The following is a 16,418-nucleotide window of genomic DNA, read 5'->3' as shown; positions in this document are numbered from 1 at the left end:
AGTTACTAAAGAATACTGTTTTGGCACCATATTTGGTTTTATATCTTTACCATGTAGCTACTAAAAAATAAATATGAAAATGAAAAATGTATCAATACTGATGATTCTAACTGCATTTAGCTATTGTGGATGCAGTTCTCAGAAGAATTTAAATACAAATCCGCCTTTCAGCATTGCTAATCCCACATGTCAACAATATGCAGGAGGATTAGAAAATAGCGGTACAGGCTTCATCCTGGAAATACCGGTTTCGTTAGAGGAAGGAGTCGAAATAGAATTTCTTGAAGTTTTTTTCAGGGGGCATGTTTTAGCATCAGAGATCAAGAAGGAGGAAGAAAGCATTATGATCATTTGTAATTATAAACAGACACCTAAGGACAAAAAACCTGATATTATAATGCATTCAGACCCAAAAAAAGAAGTTGGGAATCAACCTCCGAATTTAATCAGTAAAGAAAATGAAGACTTTCCATTTAGTTTGAAGAAAAATGAGGCGGTAATTAGCTATATAAATACCACAGGGAATTTTAATAATACGAAAGTAGACTATTATAAAGTAGAGGGAATAAAAGATAAACCTATGCGGGTATATCGATAACCACCATATAGCAGACTTTGTTCCATGGGTTTAAATACCTAATTTTAAGACCAAATCTAAAAGCCATTGAGTTTAATCAAAAAACTTTTTAAACAAACCTTCATTTATGGTTTGGCTACAGTACTTCCCCGTATGCTGTCCTTTATATTGGTCCCTATTTATACTAAAGTTATGCCACCCGGGTCGTATGGCGAGGTGACCCTGATTTTTGCCTGGTTTGCCATTTTTAATGTGATCCTGGCTTACGGGATGGAAACAGCATTTTTTCGATTTTTTAATAAGGAAGATGATGAAAATAAGGTAGTGTCCACCTCATTAATTTCCTTGTCATTCAGCACAGTGTTATTCACGCTATTCGCTTTGTTGTTTCAGAGCCAATTAGCTGATTTGCTTAATATTGAACCACAATACATTAAATATTTCATTTTTATTCTGGCTTTGGATGCTCTTGCAATCATCCCTTTTGCCTGGCTCCGCGCAAATGAAAGGCCCAAGCGATATGCGATGGTAAAAATCGTAAATGTGATTGTAAATTTAGGTTTAAATATCTTTTTGCTCCTCTTACTCCCCGGGCTTGCAAATGCCAACCCTGAAGGATTATTAAACGCCATTTATATTCCTAACTTTGAGATATCGTATATTTTTATTTCAAATCTGATCGCCAGCGGTATTACTTTGATTATGATGGGGAGCCTTTATGCAAAAAGGCCCTATGTGTTTGATAAATCCTTATTGGTTAGGATGTTAAAGTATGGATTGCCGGTGATGATAGCAGGAATTGCGTTTACAATAAATGAAGTATTTGACAGAATACTGCTTGCAGATTTATTGCCTCAGGATATTGCTAAAAGTGAAATGGGCAAGTATTCCGCGTGCTATAAACTAGCCCTTTTTATGACTTTGTTTGCCACGGCATTTCGTCTCGGCATAGAACCCTTTTTCTTTAGCCATTCCTCTTCTGAACGCCCTCAACGGGCTTATGCACAGATTACTAACTATTTTGTTGTTTTGGGGAGTGTAATATTATTGGCCGTTGTTGTTTTTGCCGATATACTGAAAGTCATCTTTATTCAAAATCCTGCATATTGGGAAGCAATGCCAATAGTTCCCGTAATAATCTTAGCCAGTTTTTGTCTCGGAATTTATCATAATCTCTCGGTTTGGTATAAAGTTACGGACAGAACAGAATTTGGCGCATATATCTCCATTATTGGAGCAGTGATTACAATTGTTATTAATTATTTGTTCATTCCGAAATGGGGGTACTATGCTTCTGCACTGGCAACGCTGGCAGCCTATGGAAGTATGATGCTTATATCCTATTTTTTTGGAAAAAAATACTATCCGATTCCTTATAATTTGAGAAAAATAACATTTTATTTAGGCGTATCCATATTATTCGCTACCCTGTCCTTTTACGTGTTTAACAGAAATTTAATAATAGGTAGTGCCCTGCTTTTAGTATTTTTAGTTCTACTCTACAAAATGGAAAATGAAACCCTGAAAAGGATATTTTTAATCGGTTCGAAAGGCACAAAAAAACAGTAGCTAATATGAAAGTTAGAATCATCAATAAATCTGAACATCCAATTCCTGAATATGAAACAGCAGCATCAGCAGGAATGGATCTCAGGGCAAATATAACGGAAGCAATTTCACTACAGCCATTGGAGAGGGTACTGGTTAAAACAGGATTGTTCTTAGAAATTCCTGTTGGGTACGAAGCACAAGTAAGGCCAAGAAGCGGATTGGCTTTAAAGAAAGGAATAACAGTTCTTAATTCGCCCGGAACAGTGGATGCGGATTATAGAGGAGAAATTGGCGTGATTCTTGTGAATTTATCTAATGAGGAATTTACCATTGTCAATGGCGAGCGCATTGCACAATTAGTAATTTCAAAACATGATCGTGCGGAGTGGATTGAAACGGAAATATTATCTGAAACCACCAGAGGTGAAGGAGGGTTTGGAAGTACAGGCTCAAAATAGGAGAACATTAAGAATTGAGATTGATATTAGTCTTATTATATGAACTTAAGGCATAAATGGTTGGTTATCTTTCTGGGAATATTGATTTTCTTGCAGATAGGTTATGCCCAGGAGGAGGAGAGTGCAGCGGTTTTTTTGGAAGACTATACGGACGAATTTCAGGAAGCATTCTTTGAGGCATTAAAGCAAAAAGGCATTGAAAATTATGATAAGGCAATTAATCTTTTATTAAAATGCAAAGACCTGGATGATTCCTATAAGGTAATTGACTTTGAACTGGCTAAATGCTATCTGGCTAATAAACAATATATCTTAGCTCAGCAATACGGAATCGAGGCATTAAATTCTGAACCTGAAAACATTTGGTATCTGGATACTCTGGTAGATATTATGGATAAACAAGGGAACGATCTAGAGATGATACAGGATCAAATCATATTTGATAATGATATGCTAAAAGAGAATCTGGCAGTAGTATATTTTCAGAGAAAAAATTATCAGAAGGCCTTAAATGTCTTGAAGGAAATGAAAAACACTTCATTTAAAGAGACACTTTCTCGCAGGATTAGTGATTCTTTGGATCAAATAAATAGAAAGAAAGAAATTAAAGAGGGGATTACAGTCCAAAACAAGGACATTGATCCACTCAAAAACTATAAATCAGATATCGAAGAATTAATTCAAAATAAGAATTATAGCTCTTTGATCAAAAAGGCAGACGAAGCTTTAGAGCAATTTCCCTCACAACCCTATTTCTATTACGCAAAAGGTATGGCTCTCAATAGATCTGGCAATCAAAGCGAAGCCATTAGTGAATTAGAAGCAGCCCTGGATTTTTTGATAGACGATATTCCACTGGGCAACAATATTTACAAAGAGTTGGCCAATGCGCATATGTTTTTGGGAAATACATCGAAGGCAAATATGTATCTTAGTAAAATAAAATCTGGTTCCTGATAGAATGAAATATAAGACCTATAGTTGGAAAAACTGGATAGTCACAGCCATCTTGGCAATACTTTCGTTCTCTTGCAAATCAAGCAAGGTAGTTTTAGAAGGAAAAGTTGATGAAAAGCTGACGACTAAGGCAATAATAAAAAATCATTATAAAAACCAATTAGAATTCAAGACCATTAGTGGCAAGTTAAAAATTGAGTATAATGATGGAAGTTCTGTTCAGACTGTTAGTGTTAGCCTAAGACTTGAAAAGGACAATGCTATTTGGATAAGCGCCCCTCTGGGCGTTGTAAAGGCATTAGTTACACCGAAAAGGGTGACTTTTTACAACAAGTTACAGAATGAATATTTCGATGGAGATTTTAATTATTTCAGTGAGCTACTGGGAACAGATTTAGATTTTGATAAATTACAAAATCTATTGCTGGGGCAAGCATTATTTGATCTAAGGACTGAAAAATATGTTTCTATTCCACTGCAGGAATACTATGAACTTAAACCTAAAATTATGGGCAGTTTGTTCAAAACATTGTTCTTAATTGAACCAAAGAATTTTAAAATTGCTACGCAACAGTTATCACAACCCTGGAATAAAAGGCTTTTGGAAATCTATTATAAATCATATCAGAAAAAGGATAAAATGGTTTTCCCTGAGGTAATTCAAATTACCGCAATTGATATTGATCAAACCACAAATATTGCGATACAATTTAGAAGTATTGAATTAAATAGAGCATTAAATTTCCCATACAAAATACCTAAAGGTTACGAAGAAATAGTTTTGAAATAAGATGAGAATTCCAAAGCAATATTCTACCTATTTAGTATTCATTCTTATACTGCTGCTGAGTTCATCCGCGCAAGGACAAACTAATGAGCAAAAAGTATTGGAAACCAGGAGAGAACAGCTGCAAAAGGAAATAGATGATATCAACAGGCTCTTATTTGCTGAAAAAAAACAAAAGGGAAGCGTTCTTGATCAAATGGAAGTATTAGATCAAAAGATAAATGTAAGACAGCAATTGATCCGGGTCACCAATCAGCAAGCTAACCTCCTTAACAGACAAATAAATGCGAACATTAGGAATATCTCTAAACTCAGAGAAGATTTGGATGCCTTGAAGGAAGAATATGCCTTAATGATTCAGAAGTCATATCAAAACAGATCACAGCAAAGCAGGCTGATGTTTCTTTTGTCATCTGAGAATTTTTTTCAAGCTTTTAAAAGACTCCAGTATATGAAGCAATATACCCAGTTTAGAAAACAACAGGGAATGGATATTTTACAAAAAACAGATGAACTTACTAAATTAAACAAGGATTTAACCGAACAACGCAAAGTTAAACAAGTCCTGATAGCGCAGAATACGAAAGCCAAGGGGGAATTACTTACTGAGATAAAGGCCCAGAAAGCACTTTTGAAGACAATTAGAGAAAATGAGAGCAGTTATGCCTCGGCAATAAGAAAAAAGAAGCAAGAAGCGCGTAAAATTGACAAGCAAATTGAAAAATTAATACGTAATGCAATAGCCGCCTCAAACAAAAAAGCGGGAAAAAGAGGAACATCCAATAGATTTGTTTTAACACCGGAAGCTACTTTGGTAGCGAACAATTTTTCAGCGAATAAAGGGAAACTGATATGGCCGGTGGAAAAAGGGATAAAGCAACAGGGTTTCGGCGTTTATAAGGATGCCGTTTATCCCGGGATCAAACATCAGAGCAATGGAGTCATAATTGCTACAGATGAAGGGGCAAAAGCACGGGCGGTTTTTGAGGGCGAAGTAATAGCTATTTTGGCTATTCCCGGCGGCAATAAGGGGGTGCAGATAAAACATGGAAATTACATAAGTACCTATTATAATTTGTCCAACTTGTTCGTAAAAAAAGGAGATAAAGTGAGTATTAAAGAAGAACTCGGAGAAATATATACTAATCGGTATAATGGATTGACACAATTGAAATTTTACCTCTACAAGGATGCGACCAGGCTAAATCCGGAGGAGTGGATTTACCGACTTTAAAATCAATTTAATTATGGGGCCAATTACAGATATTAAAGGGACTTTTACACTGCATAATGGAGTTAAAATGCCATATCTGGGCTTGGGGGTTTACCTTTCGGAGGATGGAAAAGAAGTTATAAATGCGGTAAAATGCGCTATTGAGGCTGGTTATCGACATATTGATACCGCTTCTGTTTATAACAATGAAATTGGCGTAGGTAAAGGGATAGTCCAAAGTAACGTACCAAGGGAAGATATTTTTGTGGTCAGCAAAGTATGGAATTCAGATCAGGGTTATGAAAGCACCCTAAAAGCTTTTGATGCGAGCCTCGAAAGACTTGGCCTGGATTACCTGGACCTTTATTTGATACACTGGCCGGTTTCAGGTAAATATAAGAATACATGGAAAGCACTGGAATTTCTTTATAAACAGAAGCGAATTAGAGCCATAGGGGTGAGTAACTTTATGCAGCATCACTTGGAAGATCTTTTGAGTAAAGCCGAGATAGTCCCAATGGTAAATCAGATGGAATTTCATCCATACCTCGTTCAACAAAACCTGCTTAACTTTTGTTTAGATAAAAACATCCAATATGAAGCCTGGTCGCCAATGATGCAGGGCAAGATATTTGGCATCGACAATTTTAAAGAGCTTGCAAAGAAGTACAATAAAACAATTGCTCAAATAGTGCTGCGCTGGGATCTGCAAAAAGGTGTTATTACCATTCCTAAATCTTCTAAGAAGGACAGGATTATATCAAATGCTGATATTTTTGATTTTGAATTATCAGCTGGGGATATAGCTTATCTGGATAGTTTAGACAAAGGACAGCGTTTTGGACCAGACCCGGATAACTTTGATTTCTAAACTAAGAAACTCAGGAAAATTATTCTTTTATAAATAGGGCGCGCAGTTCTGTAGCCTCACCGGGTTTCATTTTGCCTGCCAAAACAAGACTAAGCTGTTTTCTCCTAAGTGCACCTTCAAAACGTTCTGCTTCCAATTCCGTTTCAGGGATTATTGGAGGGACCGCCGTTGGTTTGCCTGTTTCGTCTACAGCGACAAAAGTATAAATGGCTTCATTAGCTTTAGAACTTTCACCACTAAACCGGTCTTCCATCCAAACATCGATATAAACCTCCATTGAAGTCCTAAAAGTTCGGGATATTTTCGCTTCTACGGTGACAACACTGCCCAATGGAACAGATCGGTTAAATGCAACATGATTAACAGAGGCGGTTACGGTAATTCGCCTACTGTGCCTTCGTGCGGCAATACTGGCAGCTCTGTCCATACGTGCTAACAATTCGCCGCCAAATAAATTATTTAGTGGATTAGTTTCACTGGGTAAAACCATATCCGTCATTATTGTTCTGGATTCACTGGGTGTTTTAGGCTGCATATTCGTTTTTATCAAAGATACGCCCAATTAAATTGAAGAAAAAGAAAGGAACTATTTTGTAGATAACATCCAGGCATCCTGGGATTCTGTGCGCTTAATTTTTCTAAGAAAGATCAGTGCATCTTCCGGGTTTTCATAACTACCGTAGGTTACCTGATGCAAACCATAACTATTAACACCAAGATATGTTGCATCATAGCCCTTATTTCGCAATTGGGTTACTTTCTTATCCGCATTTTCCTGAATTCTAAATGCGCCGGCGATTATATGGTGATTTCCAACACTTTTCTTGGTCACATGGAGTTTAAGTTCAGGTAATTCCAGAGGCTTGGAGTTAAAGAATGTGGCTTCCTGAATATTTTTGTATACCCGTGTTTGTGCTTCTTGCTGAACGAGTTCCTTTTTGTTAAGCGATTCACCATAAAATCTGTAAGCTGTCATGCCTGTGGACAAGGCTAATAGAATTATTGCGGCGTATTTCAAATATGGTCTGAATGACTTTCTTTCTCGCTGTTCAGGGGTAATTATAAAAGGAATTTTTTCTTCCATTTCAACCACTTGCTCTTTTAGAATTTCGCGTGTAACCCTTGGAGACACAAATGAAGACAGACCATAAGAGGAGGTGAGGTAATTAATCTCATTTGAAGGCTGGAATTGCAATTTACCTTCTCTGTTTAACCATAATTCACCTATAGAAGATATTTTTAGCCTTTCACCAGAATGTAATTGCTTTTTCCATGATTTAGCAAGATCTAATGTTTCCTTTAACATTTCTTCATAGGACTTGTTTTCGGCATTGGCCATATAGGAAACCAATAAACCATCATTGGAAGACAATTGTTCGTTAAAGGAAATTTGTTTTGAAGGAGGATAAAAGGTGTTGGTCGCTTTTTGATGTACTGCCGACTTCATTTGGGTTAGAAATGCACCAAAATCAGGGACTACAACACAGTTGTAGCGATATAAAAGTTGCTGTATGTAATGCTCAATGCCCATTAATACAAAGATGAAAAAAATTTAGGGGGCTTCAAACCGGACGAGAGAACTTTTTATTAACATAATATTTTATGTAATTTGTGAATAACTAAGAAAATAGCATAAATGACTAAGGATGAGTTAATTGCGGTCTTGAGGTTACAAAAGATTCCTCATATTGGAGATATTACAGCCAAAAAGCTGATTTCTCACTGTGGCAGTCCAATGGCAGTTTTTTCTGATAAAGTGAATCATCTTCAAAAAATTGAAGGAATTGGTACTGTAACCCTGGGTGGATTACATAAAAAGGAATATCTGCATGCGGCAGAAGCAGAATACGAATTTATCCTTCAAAACGGAATATCATATTCATACTTTTTAGATCCGGAATTTCCTAACTATTTAAAACATTGTATAGATGGCCCCATCCTAATTTTCAAAAAAGGGGATATCAATTTAAAGGACAAGAAAATCATAAGCATTGTAGGTACAAGGAATAATACTGCTTATGGAAGCGCATTCTGCGAAAAACTCATAGAAGATATCGCGCCTTTAGATCCCGTTATAGTAAGCGGTTTTGCGTATGGGATTGATATTTGTGCGCACCGGGCCGCTTTAAAAAATGGATTGCAGACCATTGCATGCCTGGCGCACGGATTAAATCAAATATATCCAAAATCACATCACAGATATGTAGATGAAATTCGTAAAAATGGGGGTTTTTTAACTGAATTCTGGAGCACATCCAATCCTGATCGGGAAAATTTTTTGAAAAGAAACAGGATTATAGCTGGGATGAGTGAAGCTACTATTGTAATTGAATCAGCTGAAAAGGGAGGAAGTCTCGTAACAGCGGATATTGCAAATAGTTATAATCGCGACGTATTTGCTGTGCCCGGCCGGGTAAAAGACAAGTATAGTTTAGGTTGCAATAATCTTATAAAGGGGCAAAAGGCCCATATGCTTACTTCTGCCGGAGACCTTGCGTATATCATGGGCTGGCAACCGGAAGAAAATAAAGCAGTTACTGTACAAAAACAGCTTTTTGTTGAACTGGATGACAATGAGAAAATTATTTATTCTTTTTTACAGAAAGATGGAAGGCAATTGGTAGATCAAATTGCCTTGAAATGTCAAATGCCGGTATTTAAAACGGTATCCAGCCTTTTAAACATGGAAATGAAAGGTATGATACGGCCTTTGCCCGGGAAACAGTATGAGGCAATTTAGGTTAATTTAAGACCGGGTAGTTTGTTCGCTTTGAATTACTAGTATCAATTGCTGATATTTATTGCATCTATCGATTAAATGTACTTTTGAACCCGGAGTTTTGAATTTTATAGGATAGGATAAAAGAATGCTGACAAACCGGGTAGTTGGTAAACAAAAAACTAATACCCTACTTTAACCCTGACTCTTTCAAGCACATTATCGGCCACTTTCCCGGCTTTTTCAGCCCCTAAAGATAGCGCATCATCGACCTCATTAAGGTTATCCATATAGTAATTAAACTTTTGCCGTGGGGATTTGAATTTTTCAAGAATTAGTTCAAATAATGCTTGTTTGGCGTGCCCGTAACCATAATTACCGTTAAGATAATTTGTTCGCATTTCATCAATCTGGGTATCAGAGGCCAAAATCTTATATAATGAAAAAGTAGTATCTGTCTCGGGATCTTTTGGCTCCTCCAAAGATTTGCTATCCGTGACAATACTCATGATTTGTTTACGCAGTTTTTTATCCGGCTGAAAAATATCTATGAGATTACCCTTGCTTTTACTCATTTTGGCCCCATCAGTGCCGGGAATATACATAGTATCCTTTTGGACCTGGGCTTCCGGCATCACAAAGGTCTCTCCCATTTTTGAATGGAAACGCGAAGCAACATCTCTTGTCATTTCTATATGTTGCAACTGATCCTTACCTACCGGTACAATGTTCGCGTCATATAACAGTATATCTGCCGCCATGAGCATAGGATAGCTAAACAAGCCGGCATTTACATCTTCAAGCCTGTCTGCCTTGTCTTTAAAGGAGTGTGCCAGGGTAAGTCGCTGGTATGGATAAAAGCAGCTTAAATACCATGCCAGCTGTGTTACCTGAGGAACATCACTTTGTCTGTAAAAAACGGTATTTTTTATGTCAAGCCCAAATGCAAGCCAGGTGGCCGCTGTTGCATAGGTGTTATTTCGAAGTTCATCACCATTTTTAATTTGAGTAAGTGAATGCATATCAGCAATAAAGAGGAAAGAATCATTTTTACGATCCCTGGCCATATTTATTGCGGGTATAATGGCCCCAAGGATATTTCCGAGGTGTGGGGTTCCTGTACTTTGTATGCCTGTTAATATTCTTGCCATTTAATATAAATTACATTGGCAAATGTAAAAGAAATACGATTACCCTGCTAAAATTGTTATTTTTGATTTATGCGCTTACTTATGGTAAAACTGGGACATGTTCTATATCGAATTTGGTTTTATATCCTGGTTGGCCTCCCCATTTTTATATTTTTCCCCATTCTCCTATTATTGGCGCTTTCCTACAAAACCTATCCACAATTTTTTTGGTTAGCGCGAAATATATGGGCAAATACAATTTTATATGGTATGTTCTGCTTTCCAAGAATTCATTATGAACAAAAATTGGTAAGAGGTCAAAGCTATATGCTAGTTGCAAATCATACCAGCATGCTGGATATTATGATGATGTTGAAAACAAGCAAAAATCCTTTTGTTTTTGTTGGAAAGAAGGAGTTAGTGAAGATTCCGGTATTCGGATTTTTTTATAAACGCGTATGTATCCTCGTTGATCGTGAAAATAGCCAAAGCAGAACAGCCGTATACCGCAGAGCGCAGAAAAGATTAAATCAGGGGCTCAGTATTTGTATTTTTCCGGAAGGGGGCGTACCGGAGGAACACGTGGTACTTGATGAGTTTAAGGAAGGTGCTTTTAAGATGGCAATAGCTCATAATATACCAGTTGTTCCAATTACATTTTATGACAACAAAAAACGTTTTCCTTTCACATTTTATAGCGGTAGCCCCGGCATTACAAGGGCGAAGGTTCATACATTTTATAAAACGGAGGGATTTGCAGAACAGCAAAAATCAGAATTAAAAGACAAGGTAAGATCAGTTATTTTTAATGAACTTCAGAAATAAGGAACGTACTACGCACAGTAAAGCTCGTTTAAATATACCAAATAGTATAATTATTCAGTGCGACGTCACTCTTCAAAAGCGGACTACTTATAGAAGGAGCTAAAATTTAAAATTTAAACCTGTATAGACCCCCACGGAGAAAGGTTGAAAATTTCCGGCCGTTTCAGAAAAGGTGTTTAACTGATACTTAAACATAGGCTCAAGGTTTAATTGCAAGGTCTTCGAAAACTTATAATTAAGACCGAAACCGATATTTGTACTTAAATTCACATTATTAATATTATTAGCTTCTCCCATTTCAACAGAATTACCATTCGATTCCAGAACCACGGAGTTATCCACAAGAAAGAGGGAACTCAACCCTCCAATGACATTTATCCCAAATTTCTTGTCAAGAAGCGCAAAATTTACTTCCAGGGGCAATTCTATATAACCAAAATCCTGTGTCATTCTGCCATCCCGTGCCGGACTTTGGCCAGAGACTTCAATATTAACTGCCTCTTGTGAAATTCTGTTGTCATCATTATTTCTGACAACTAAATTTTTGGAAGTCGAAACATAATTTATATTATCAATCTGGTTATTTGTAGAGGCGGTAAGTGAAGCTGAAAATGAAATCTCATTGGTATCATAACTATAATTTGTCTTGTGTAACCCGGAACGAATACTCAATTTCTTACTTATATCATAGGACACAGTTAAGCCATAACTTAGATTAACATTACCGGATTTGGAACTGGAGACAAAATTAGAGTGGATTGGTGAACCATTCCCAAATGAACTAAAGTAAACAGGTGCAATATTAGGGCCCACCGACCATTTAGTAACTTTGCTTTCAACTACTTTTGGTTCCTTAGTTTTCTCAATTTCGTCAAAAATCGACTTCTTCGGTTTTTCAGCCTTTTGTTCTTCCTCTTTTTTATTGTCTGTAAGAACAGCTACTCCGTCCATCGCATTTTTCTTCACGGTTGGACTTTCCATATTTGGATTTTTCTGAGGAAGACGCGGCTGATTTACCTTATCCATTGCTTTGTTGTCAGGAGAATCGATAACTGCAATTTTTGTATTTTGAGATTCCCTATCTACTTCCGTGGCATCATCTTTTTGTGCTTTATTCTGTAAGTCCTTAGAACCAACCGAAGCAATACCTGATTCTACATCACTCTTTTTGCCGTCATCCGCTTTTTCTTTCTTTTTTGTATTCTGTTTTTCAGCCGATTTGGTGATTGCCGAATTATTTTGGAGCCCCAATTTTGATTTTTTAACATCATTTGAAGGAATGGCATTTTCAGATTCTTCACTCTTCTCGGCTGGGTTAACCACATCTTCACTTTCATCATTATTTCCCACAGGAAGGTCCTTTTCGAGAGCATCTATCCCGGAATCATTCTTTGGAGAGGTATTTTCCACATCCGTAATTATTACATCCGAACCCATATTTTCTTCTGAAGGGATATAAACATACATTAGAATGGCCAAAACGGCCGCAATACCACCCAATTTCCACCACAGAGGAATAATGCGTGATGACTTTTTCTTTTTGTCTAAGGAAGCGGATATTGCCTCCCAAACTTTTTCATCAGGAACTTCGTTGAAGTCCTTCAACTTTTCCCGGTACAATTTGTCAATATTATCTTTTTTCATGCTTTAGGTAATTAAGCAATATTTATATTTTGTTTTTTTATTTTTTCTTTTAATATCATTCTTGCCCTTGCAAGATTTGATTTTGATGTACCTTCTGATGTCCCTAATTGTTGACTGATCTCCCTATGGGTAAAACCATCTAAGACATACATATTGAAGGTTATTCTATATTTATTGGGGAGTTCCTGAATGTATCGCAGTAAGGTGGGGAGTTCAATATCGAGATATTCTGATTCAATTGAGTCCAGCTCCGCTACATTTTCTGACACCACTTTCAGGTATTCTTCCTTTCGATATTTCTGAAGTACCGTGTTAACTGTAATGCGTTTAATCCAGCCTTCAAATGAACCTTTAAATTTAAATTGCCCAATTTTTTCATAGATAATCATAAAGCTATCGTGGAGGTTATCTTCGGCCTCCGTCTTATTACGTGAATATTTCAGGCAGATACCAAACAATATTTTTGCATAAGTTCTATACAATTGTTCCTGCGCTGATCTATCTCCTTTTTTACAATTATGTATGAGTTCTTTCAGACTCAAAATTTTGGTCAGATTAATTATCTAATTTAGTAGATTATTGGTTTACAGGAACTTCTATTTCCAAATATTCCTGCTCACCGTTTTCGTCCTCACCTGTCCAGAACCTAAAGAGGTAAGTGTCTGAATATAGACAAATAAAGTCGAAGGTTGATACGGCTTCGGCCATTCCATCTACACATTCCGGGTCATTAAATTGAGAACCAATAGGAACAACATTTCTTGTTGTTTGCTCAATAGGAGTAACATCAAAACCTTCAAAGGAAGCACACCCATTTGGTAACATATACGTTACACTAATTTCATAGGTTTCATGCAAATTAAAAGATTCTGGAACTTCTGCACTAATAACTTGAAGCGGAATAAAATAAAAATTTGGTTGATCATCATCCAAACTGCAGGAAGACAAAACAAACGCCAATACTACAAAAAAGGGGGAAACAACTTTTCTCATAATCATCTATTTAATCTTTAGAACAAGATGATAAGAATAAGCAAAGGTTGCTTAAAAAAGATAAACGAAAATTACAACGGTCAGAAATCAGGCTTTTACGGCGCTGATTGCTACTTTTATTTTGCCTTCCAATTCATCAAGAAGTTCCGGGTTATCTTGCAGAAGAGATTTTACGGCATCTCTACCTTGCCCAAGTTTGGTATCGCCATAGCTGAACCAGGAGCCACTTTTTTTAATAATTTCATATTGCACGCCAAGATCCAATATCTCACCAACTTTTGATATTCCTTCTCCATACATAATATCAAATTCAGCAGTCTTAAAAGGAGAGGCTACTTTGTTTTTAACCACCTTTACCCTGGTTTTATTCCCGAGAACGGCACCCTCCGTATCTTTTATTTGGGTAGATCTGCGAATATCCAATCTTACAGAAGCATAAAATTTAAGGGCATTTCCACCGGTTGTAGTTTCCGGGTTTCCAAACATGACACCTATTTTTTCTCTTAACTGATTAATAAATATTACGGTGCAATGTGTTTTACTTATTGAACCTGTTAATTTTCTCAGGGCTTGTGACATTAATCGGGCATGTAAGCCCATTTTTGAATCACCCATTTCACCTTCTATTTCGCTTTTTGGTGTTAAGGCTGCCACAGAATCAATGATCACAATATCAATTGCTCCTGAACGAATTAAATTATCTGCTATTTCCAATGCCTGTTCTCCATGGTCGGGCTGAGAGATAATAAGGTTGTCAATGTCAATGCCCAGCTTTTGCGCATAAAATCTGTCGAAAGCATGTTCGGCATCAATAAATGCAGCAATACCACCATTTTTTTGTGCCTCTGCTATGGCATGCAAGGTTAAAGTAGTTTTTCCAGAAGATTCCGGCCCATAAATTTCTATGACCCTACCCCTGGGATAACCACCAACACCCAAAGCAATATCTAAACCCAGGGAACCTGAAGGGATAACTTCTACATCTTCTACAACATAGTCGCCCATTTTCATTACAGCCCCTTTGCCATAAGTTTTGTCGAGTTTATCTAATGTTAGTTTTAGTGCTTTAAGTTTAGCGTCTTTATTGCTGCTCATGTGTAAAATCTATGAAATTAGGAAGGCTAAATTACCATTTCTTTTTTCATATAACAATGTCAAAAGCAACCTTTTTGGAATTCCAGTATCTCTTGGATAAGTATTTGTGTAAAAACTCAAAATAAACGAAAGTTCCATTAAACCTTCTATACTAACGACCGCATCCTTTTTTGGTTAATCTATGAAAAAGAAAATGGCCTGGAAGTGGTCTTAAAGAGTCTTGAAAATTCAAGACTCTTTTTTATTTGCAGTAATCGAGACAGTCATATTAATTAGAAGATTTATATTAAAATCAAAAGAGATTGTCTTGTGCTACAGCAGATTATGATTAGATTTGCACTCTATTACAAATACATATAACTTAATAATTGGTATAGCATGCAACTGTACAATACATTAAGTGCAAAACAAAGAGAAGCTCTTATTGAGGAGGCCGGACAGGAACGTCTGACCATTTCTTTTTACAAATATGCACATATTCGAAATCCGAAATTATTTCGGAATCATTTGTTTATTCATTGGAATGAACTGGATGTTCTCGGAAGAATTTACGTCGCCTCTGAAGGTATTAACGCTCAATTGTCTGTCCCGGCCAATAACTTTGAAAAATTCAAAGCACATTTAGACAGTATTTCCTTTCTGGAGAATGTACGCCTAAATATTGCTATTGAGCAGGATAATAAATCCTTTTTGAAACTTAAGGTTAAGGTAAGAAAGAAAATAGTGGCAGATGGCCTGAATGATACTTCTTTTGATGTGACTAACAAAGGCGTACATGTTGATGCCGTACATTTTAATCAGCTGATTGATGACCCAAATACAATTTTGGTTGACATGCGCAATCATTATGAAAGCGAGATTGGCCATTTTAAAACCGCAATAACGCCGGATGTGGATACCTTTAGAGATTCATTAGACATCATAGAAAAGGACTTATCCAACTATAAGGAAAGTAAAAACCTGGTAATGTATTGCACGGGAGGAATTCGTTGTGAAAAGGCCAGTGCATACTACAAACATAAAGGGTTTAAAAATGTATTTCAACTAGAAGGTGGAATTATAGAATACACCCGCCAGGTGAGACAGAAGGATATTGAAAATAAATTTATAGGTAAAAATTTTGTTTTTGATCACAGAAGGGGAGAACGTATATCGGACGATATTATCGCCCAATGCCATCAATGTGGTAAACCATGTGATACGCATGTAAACTGCGCTAATGAGGCTTGTCATCTCCTTTTCATTCAGTGCGAGGCTTGCGCAGGCAAAATGAATGATTGTTGTTCAAACCATTGCAAAGAAATACATGAACTTCCATTTGAAGAACAGAAAAGGCTTAGGAAGGGAAAAGTGGTAAGCAATAAGATATTTAAAAAAGGAAGATCTGAGGTTTTGAAGTTCAAAAAATAGATCAATCCTTCAATTGATTTTCCTGCTTCAGGATATTTCCCGGGGGCAACAGTATGGACCTCACTGTGTTATTTCGGAATGAAATTATCTATTCTTATGAAGCTATAGTCACTACTTTCCATCACAGTAAAAAAGTACTATCTTTACCTTCAGTAAAATTTATGAACCTACTTTAGTCATACTAAATG

At 36.6% G+C, this 16,418-nt stretch carries 17 protein-coding genes; 10 read left to right on the top strand and 7 right to left on the bottom strand.

Going from position 1 to position 16,418, the window contains the following annotated elements:
* Positions 1-79: 79 nt before the first annotated feature.
* From Q0X77_RS10185 to Q0X77_RS10155, 7 genes are all read left to right on the top strand, one after another.
* Complete coding sequence (locus Q0X77_RS10185; RefSeq protein WP_297796864.1) at positions 80-598, top strand: hypothetical protein; 519 nt, start codon at positions 80-82, stop codon at positions 596-598.
* Between the two features lie 66 nt (positions 599-664).
* Positions 665-2,146 carry an oligosaccharide flippase family protein gene (locus Q0X77_RS10180; RefSeq protein WP_297796861.1) on the top strand — a complete coding sequence of 494 codons (1,482 nt, stop codon included), beginning with the start codon at positions 665-667 and terminating at the stop codon, positions 2,144-2,146.
* A gap of 5 nt (positions 2,147-2,151) precedes the next feature.
* Entirely contained in the window at positions 2,152-2,586 is a 435-nt protein-coding gene (gene dut / locus Q0X77_RS10175) for a dUTP diphosphatase (RefSeq protein ID WP_297796858.1), read from the top strand.
* A gap of 39 nt (positions 2,587-2,625) precedes the next feature.
* Positions 2,626-3,543, top strand: coding sequence for a hypothetical protein (locus Q0X77_RS10170; RefSeq protein WP_297796855.1), 918 nt, complete (start codon positions 2,626-2,628; stop codon positions 3,541-3,543).
* A gap of 4 nt (positions 3,544-3,547) precedes the next feature.
* Positions 3,548-4,333, top strand: coding sequence for a DUF4292 domain-containing protein (locus Q0X77_RS10165; RefSeq protein ID WP_297796852.1), 786 nt, complete (start codon positions 3,548-3,550; stop codon positions 4,331-4,333).
* 1 nt (position 4,334) lies between these two features.
* A complete protein-coding gene (locus Q0X77_RS10160; protein WP_297796849.1) occupies positions 4,335-5,564 on the top strand; it encodes a peptidoglycan DD-metalloendopeptidase family protein in 1,230 nt (409 codons plus the stop codon).
* A gap of 13 nt (positions 5,565-5,577) precedes the next feature.
* Entirely contained in the window at positions 5,578-6,414 is an 837-nt protein-coding gene (locus Q0X77_RS10155; protein ID WP_297796846.1) for an aldo/keto reductase, read from the top strand.
* A 19-nt stretch (positions 6,415-6,433) separates the two neighbouring features.
* On the opposite strand, the gene Q0X77_RS10150 is transcribed toward Q0X77_RS10155, so the two are convergent.
* Both Q0X77_RS10150 and Q0X77_RS10145 read right to left on the bottom strand, forming a co-directional pair.
* Entirely contained in the window at positions 6,434-6,949 is a 516-nt protein-coding gene (locus Q0X77_RS10150; RefSeq protein ID WP_297796842.1) for an acyl-CoA thioesterase, read from the bottom strand.
* A 51-nt stretch (positions 6,950-7,000) separates the two neighbouring features.
* Positions 7,001-7,945 carry an SPOR domain-containing protein gene (locus Q0X77_RS10145; RefSeq protein WP_297796839.1) on the bottom strand — a complete coding sequence of 315 codons (945 nt, stop codon included), beginning with the start codon at positions 7,943-7,945 and terminating at the stop codon, positions 7,001-7,003.
* Positions 7,946-8,050: 105 nt separating this feature from the next.
* Here Q0X77_RS10145 and dprA point away from each other — a divergent pair, with 105 nt between their 5' ends.
* Complete coding sequence (gene dprA, locus Q0X77_RS10140; RefSeq protein WP_297796836.1) at positions 8,051-9,154, top strand: DNA-processing protein DprA; 1,104 nt, start codon at positions 8,051-8,053, stop codon at positions 9,152-9,154.
* Between the two features lie 161 nt (positions 9,155-9,315).
* Here the strand turns inward: dprA and trpS are convergent, their stop codons facing one another.
* Positions 9,316-10,284, bottom strand: coding sequence for a tryptophan--tRNA ligase (trpS, locus tag Q0X77_RS10135; RefSeq protein WP_297796833.1), 969 nt, complete (start codon positions 10,282-10,284; stop codon positions 9,316-9,318).
* A gap of 69 nt (positions 10,285-10,353) precedes the next feature.
* On the opposite strand from trpS, the gene Q0X77_RS10130 reads away from it, so the two are divergent.
* Complete coding sequence (locus Q0X77_RS10130) at positions 10,354-11,088, top strand: 1-acyl-sn-glycerol-3-phosphate acyltransferase (protein ID WP_297796830.1); 735 nt, start codon at positions 10,354-10,356, stop codon at positions 11,086-11,088.
* A gap of 99 nt (positions 11,089-11,187) precedes the next feature.
* Here Q0X77_RS10130 and Q0X77_RS10125 read toward each other — a convergent pair whose 3' ends face one another.
* The 4 genes from Q0X77_RS10125 to recA all read right to left on the bottom strand — a co-directional run bounded on the left by Q0X77_RS10125 (position 11,188) and on the right by recA (position 14,820).
* Positions 11,188-12,732 carry a hypothetical protein gene (locus tag Q0X77_RS10125; RefSeq protein WP_297796827.1) on the bottom strand — a complete coding sequence of 515 codons (1,545 nt, stop codon included), beginning with the start codon at positions 12,730-12,732 and terminating at the stop codon, positions 11,188-11,190.
* 11 nt (positions 12,733-12,743) lie between these two features.
* Positions 12,744-13,274 (bottom strand): sigma-70 family RNA polymerase sigma factor, encoded by a 531-nt coding sequence (locus Q0X77_RS10120; protein ID WP_297796825.1) that lies wholly within the window; start codon positions 13,272-13,274, stop codon positions 12,744-12,746.
* 34 nt (positions 13,275-13,308) lie between these two features.
* On the bottom strand, positions 13,309-13,725 hold the full coding sequence (locus tag Q0X77_RS10115; protein ID WP_297796823.1) for a hypothetical protein: 417 nt from the start codon (positions 13,723-13,725) through the stop codon (positions 13,309-13,311).
* A gap of 87 nt (positions 13,726-13,812) precedes the next feature.
* Positions 13,813-14,820 carry a recombinase RecA gene (recA, locus tag Q0X77_RS10110; protein WP_297796820.1) on the bottom strand — a complete coding sequence of 336 codons (1,008 nt, stop codon included), beginning with the start codon at positions 14,818-14,820 and terminating at the stop codon, positions 13,813-13,815.
* Between the two features lie 378 nt (positions 14,821-15,198).
* On the opposite strand from recA, the gene Q0X77_RS10105 reads away from it, so the two are divergent.
* Positions 15,199-16,230 carry a rhodanese-related sulfurtransferase gene (locus tag Q0X77_RS10105; protein WP_297796818.1) on the top strand — a complete coding sequence of 344 codons (1,032 nt, stop codon included), beginning with the start codon at positions 15,199-15,201 and terminating at the stop codon, positions 16,228-16,230.
* Positions 16,231-16,418: the final 188 nt, after the last annotated feature.

Source organism: uncultured Eudoraea sp. (assembly GCF_947258925.1).
GTDB lineage: Bacteria > Bacteroidota > Bacteroidia > Flavobacteriales > Flavobacteriaceae > Eudoraea.
Note: the sequence above shows the minus strand (reverse complement) of the source record. Positions and strands in the feature narration are given on the sequence as shown.

Excerpts from the sequence above, each read along its gene's own strand:
- Q0X77_RS10160 (WP_297796849.1), top strand. The coding sequence starts at position 4,335 with ATGAGAATTCCAAAGCAATATTCTACCTATTTAGTATTCATTCTTATA.
- Q0X77_RS10155 (WP_297796846.1), top strand. The coding sequence starts at position 5,578 with ATGGGGCCAATTACAGATATTAAAGGGACTTTTACACTGCATAATGGA.
- dprA (WP_297796836.1), top strand. The coding sequence starts at position 8,051 with ATGACTAAGGATGAGTTAATTGCGGTCTTGAGGTTACAAAAGATTCCT.
- Q0X77_RS10130 (WP_297796830.1), top strand. The coding sequence starts at position 10,354 with ATGCGCTTACTTATGGTAAAACTGGGACATGTTCTATATCGAATTTGG.
- Q0X77_RS10145 (WP_297796839.1), bottom strand. The coding sequence starts at position 7,945 with ATGGGCATTGAGCATTACATACAGCAACTTTTATATCGCTACAACTGT.
- dut (WP_297796858.1), top strand. The coding sequence starts at position 2,152 with ATGAAAGTTAGAATCATCAATAAATCTGAACATCCAATTCCTGAATAT.
- Q0X77_RS10150 (WP_297796842.1), bottom strand. The coding sequence starts at position 6,949 with ATGCAGCCTAAAACACCCAGTGAATCCAGAACAATAATGACGGATATG.
- Q0X77_RS10105 (WP_297796818.1), top strand. The coding sequence starts at position 15,199 with ATGCAACTGTACAATACATTAAGTGCAAAACAAAGAGAAGCTCTTATT.
- Q0X77_RS10125 (WP_297796827.1), bottom strand. The coding sequence starts at position 12,732 with ATGAAAAAAGATAATATTGACAAATTGTACCGGGAAAAGTTGAAGGAC.
- Q0X77_RS10170 (WP_297796855.1), top strand. The coding sequence starts at position 2,626 with ATGAACTTAAGGCATAAATGGTTGGTTATCTTTCTGGGAATATTGATT.
- trpS (WP_297796833.1), bottom strand. The coding sequence starts at position 10,284 with ATGGCAAGAATATTAACAGGCATACAAAGTACAGGAACCCCACACCTC.
- Q0X77_RS10185 (WP_297796864.1), top strand. The coding sequence starts at position 80 with ATGAAAAATGTATCAATACTGATGATTCTAACTGCATTTAGCTATTGT.
- recA (WP_297796820.1), bottom strand. The coding sequence starts at position 14,820 with ATGAGCAGCAATAAAGACGCTAAACTTAAAGCACTAAAACTAACATTA.
- Q0X77_RS10165 (WP_297796852.1), top strand. The coding sequence starts at position 3,548 with ATGAAATATAAGACCTATAGTTGGAAAAACTGGATAGTCACAGCCATC.
- Q0X77_RS10115 (WP_297796823.1), bottom strand. The coding sequence starts at position 13,725 with ATGAGAAAAGTTGTTTCCCCCTTTTTTGTAGTATTGGCGTTTGTTTTG.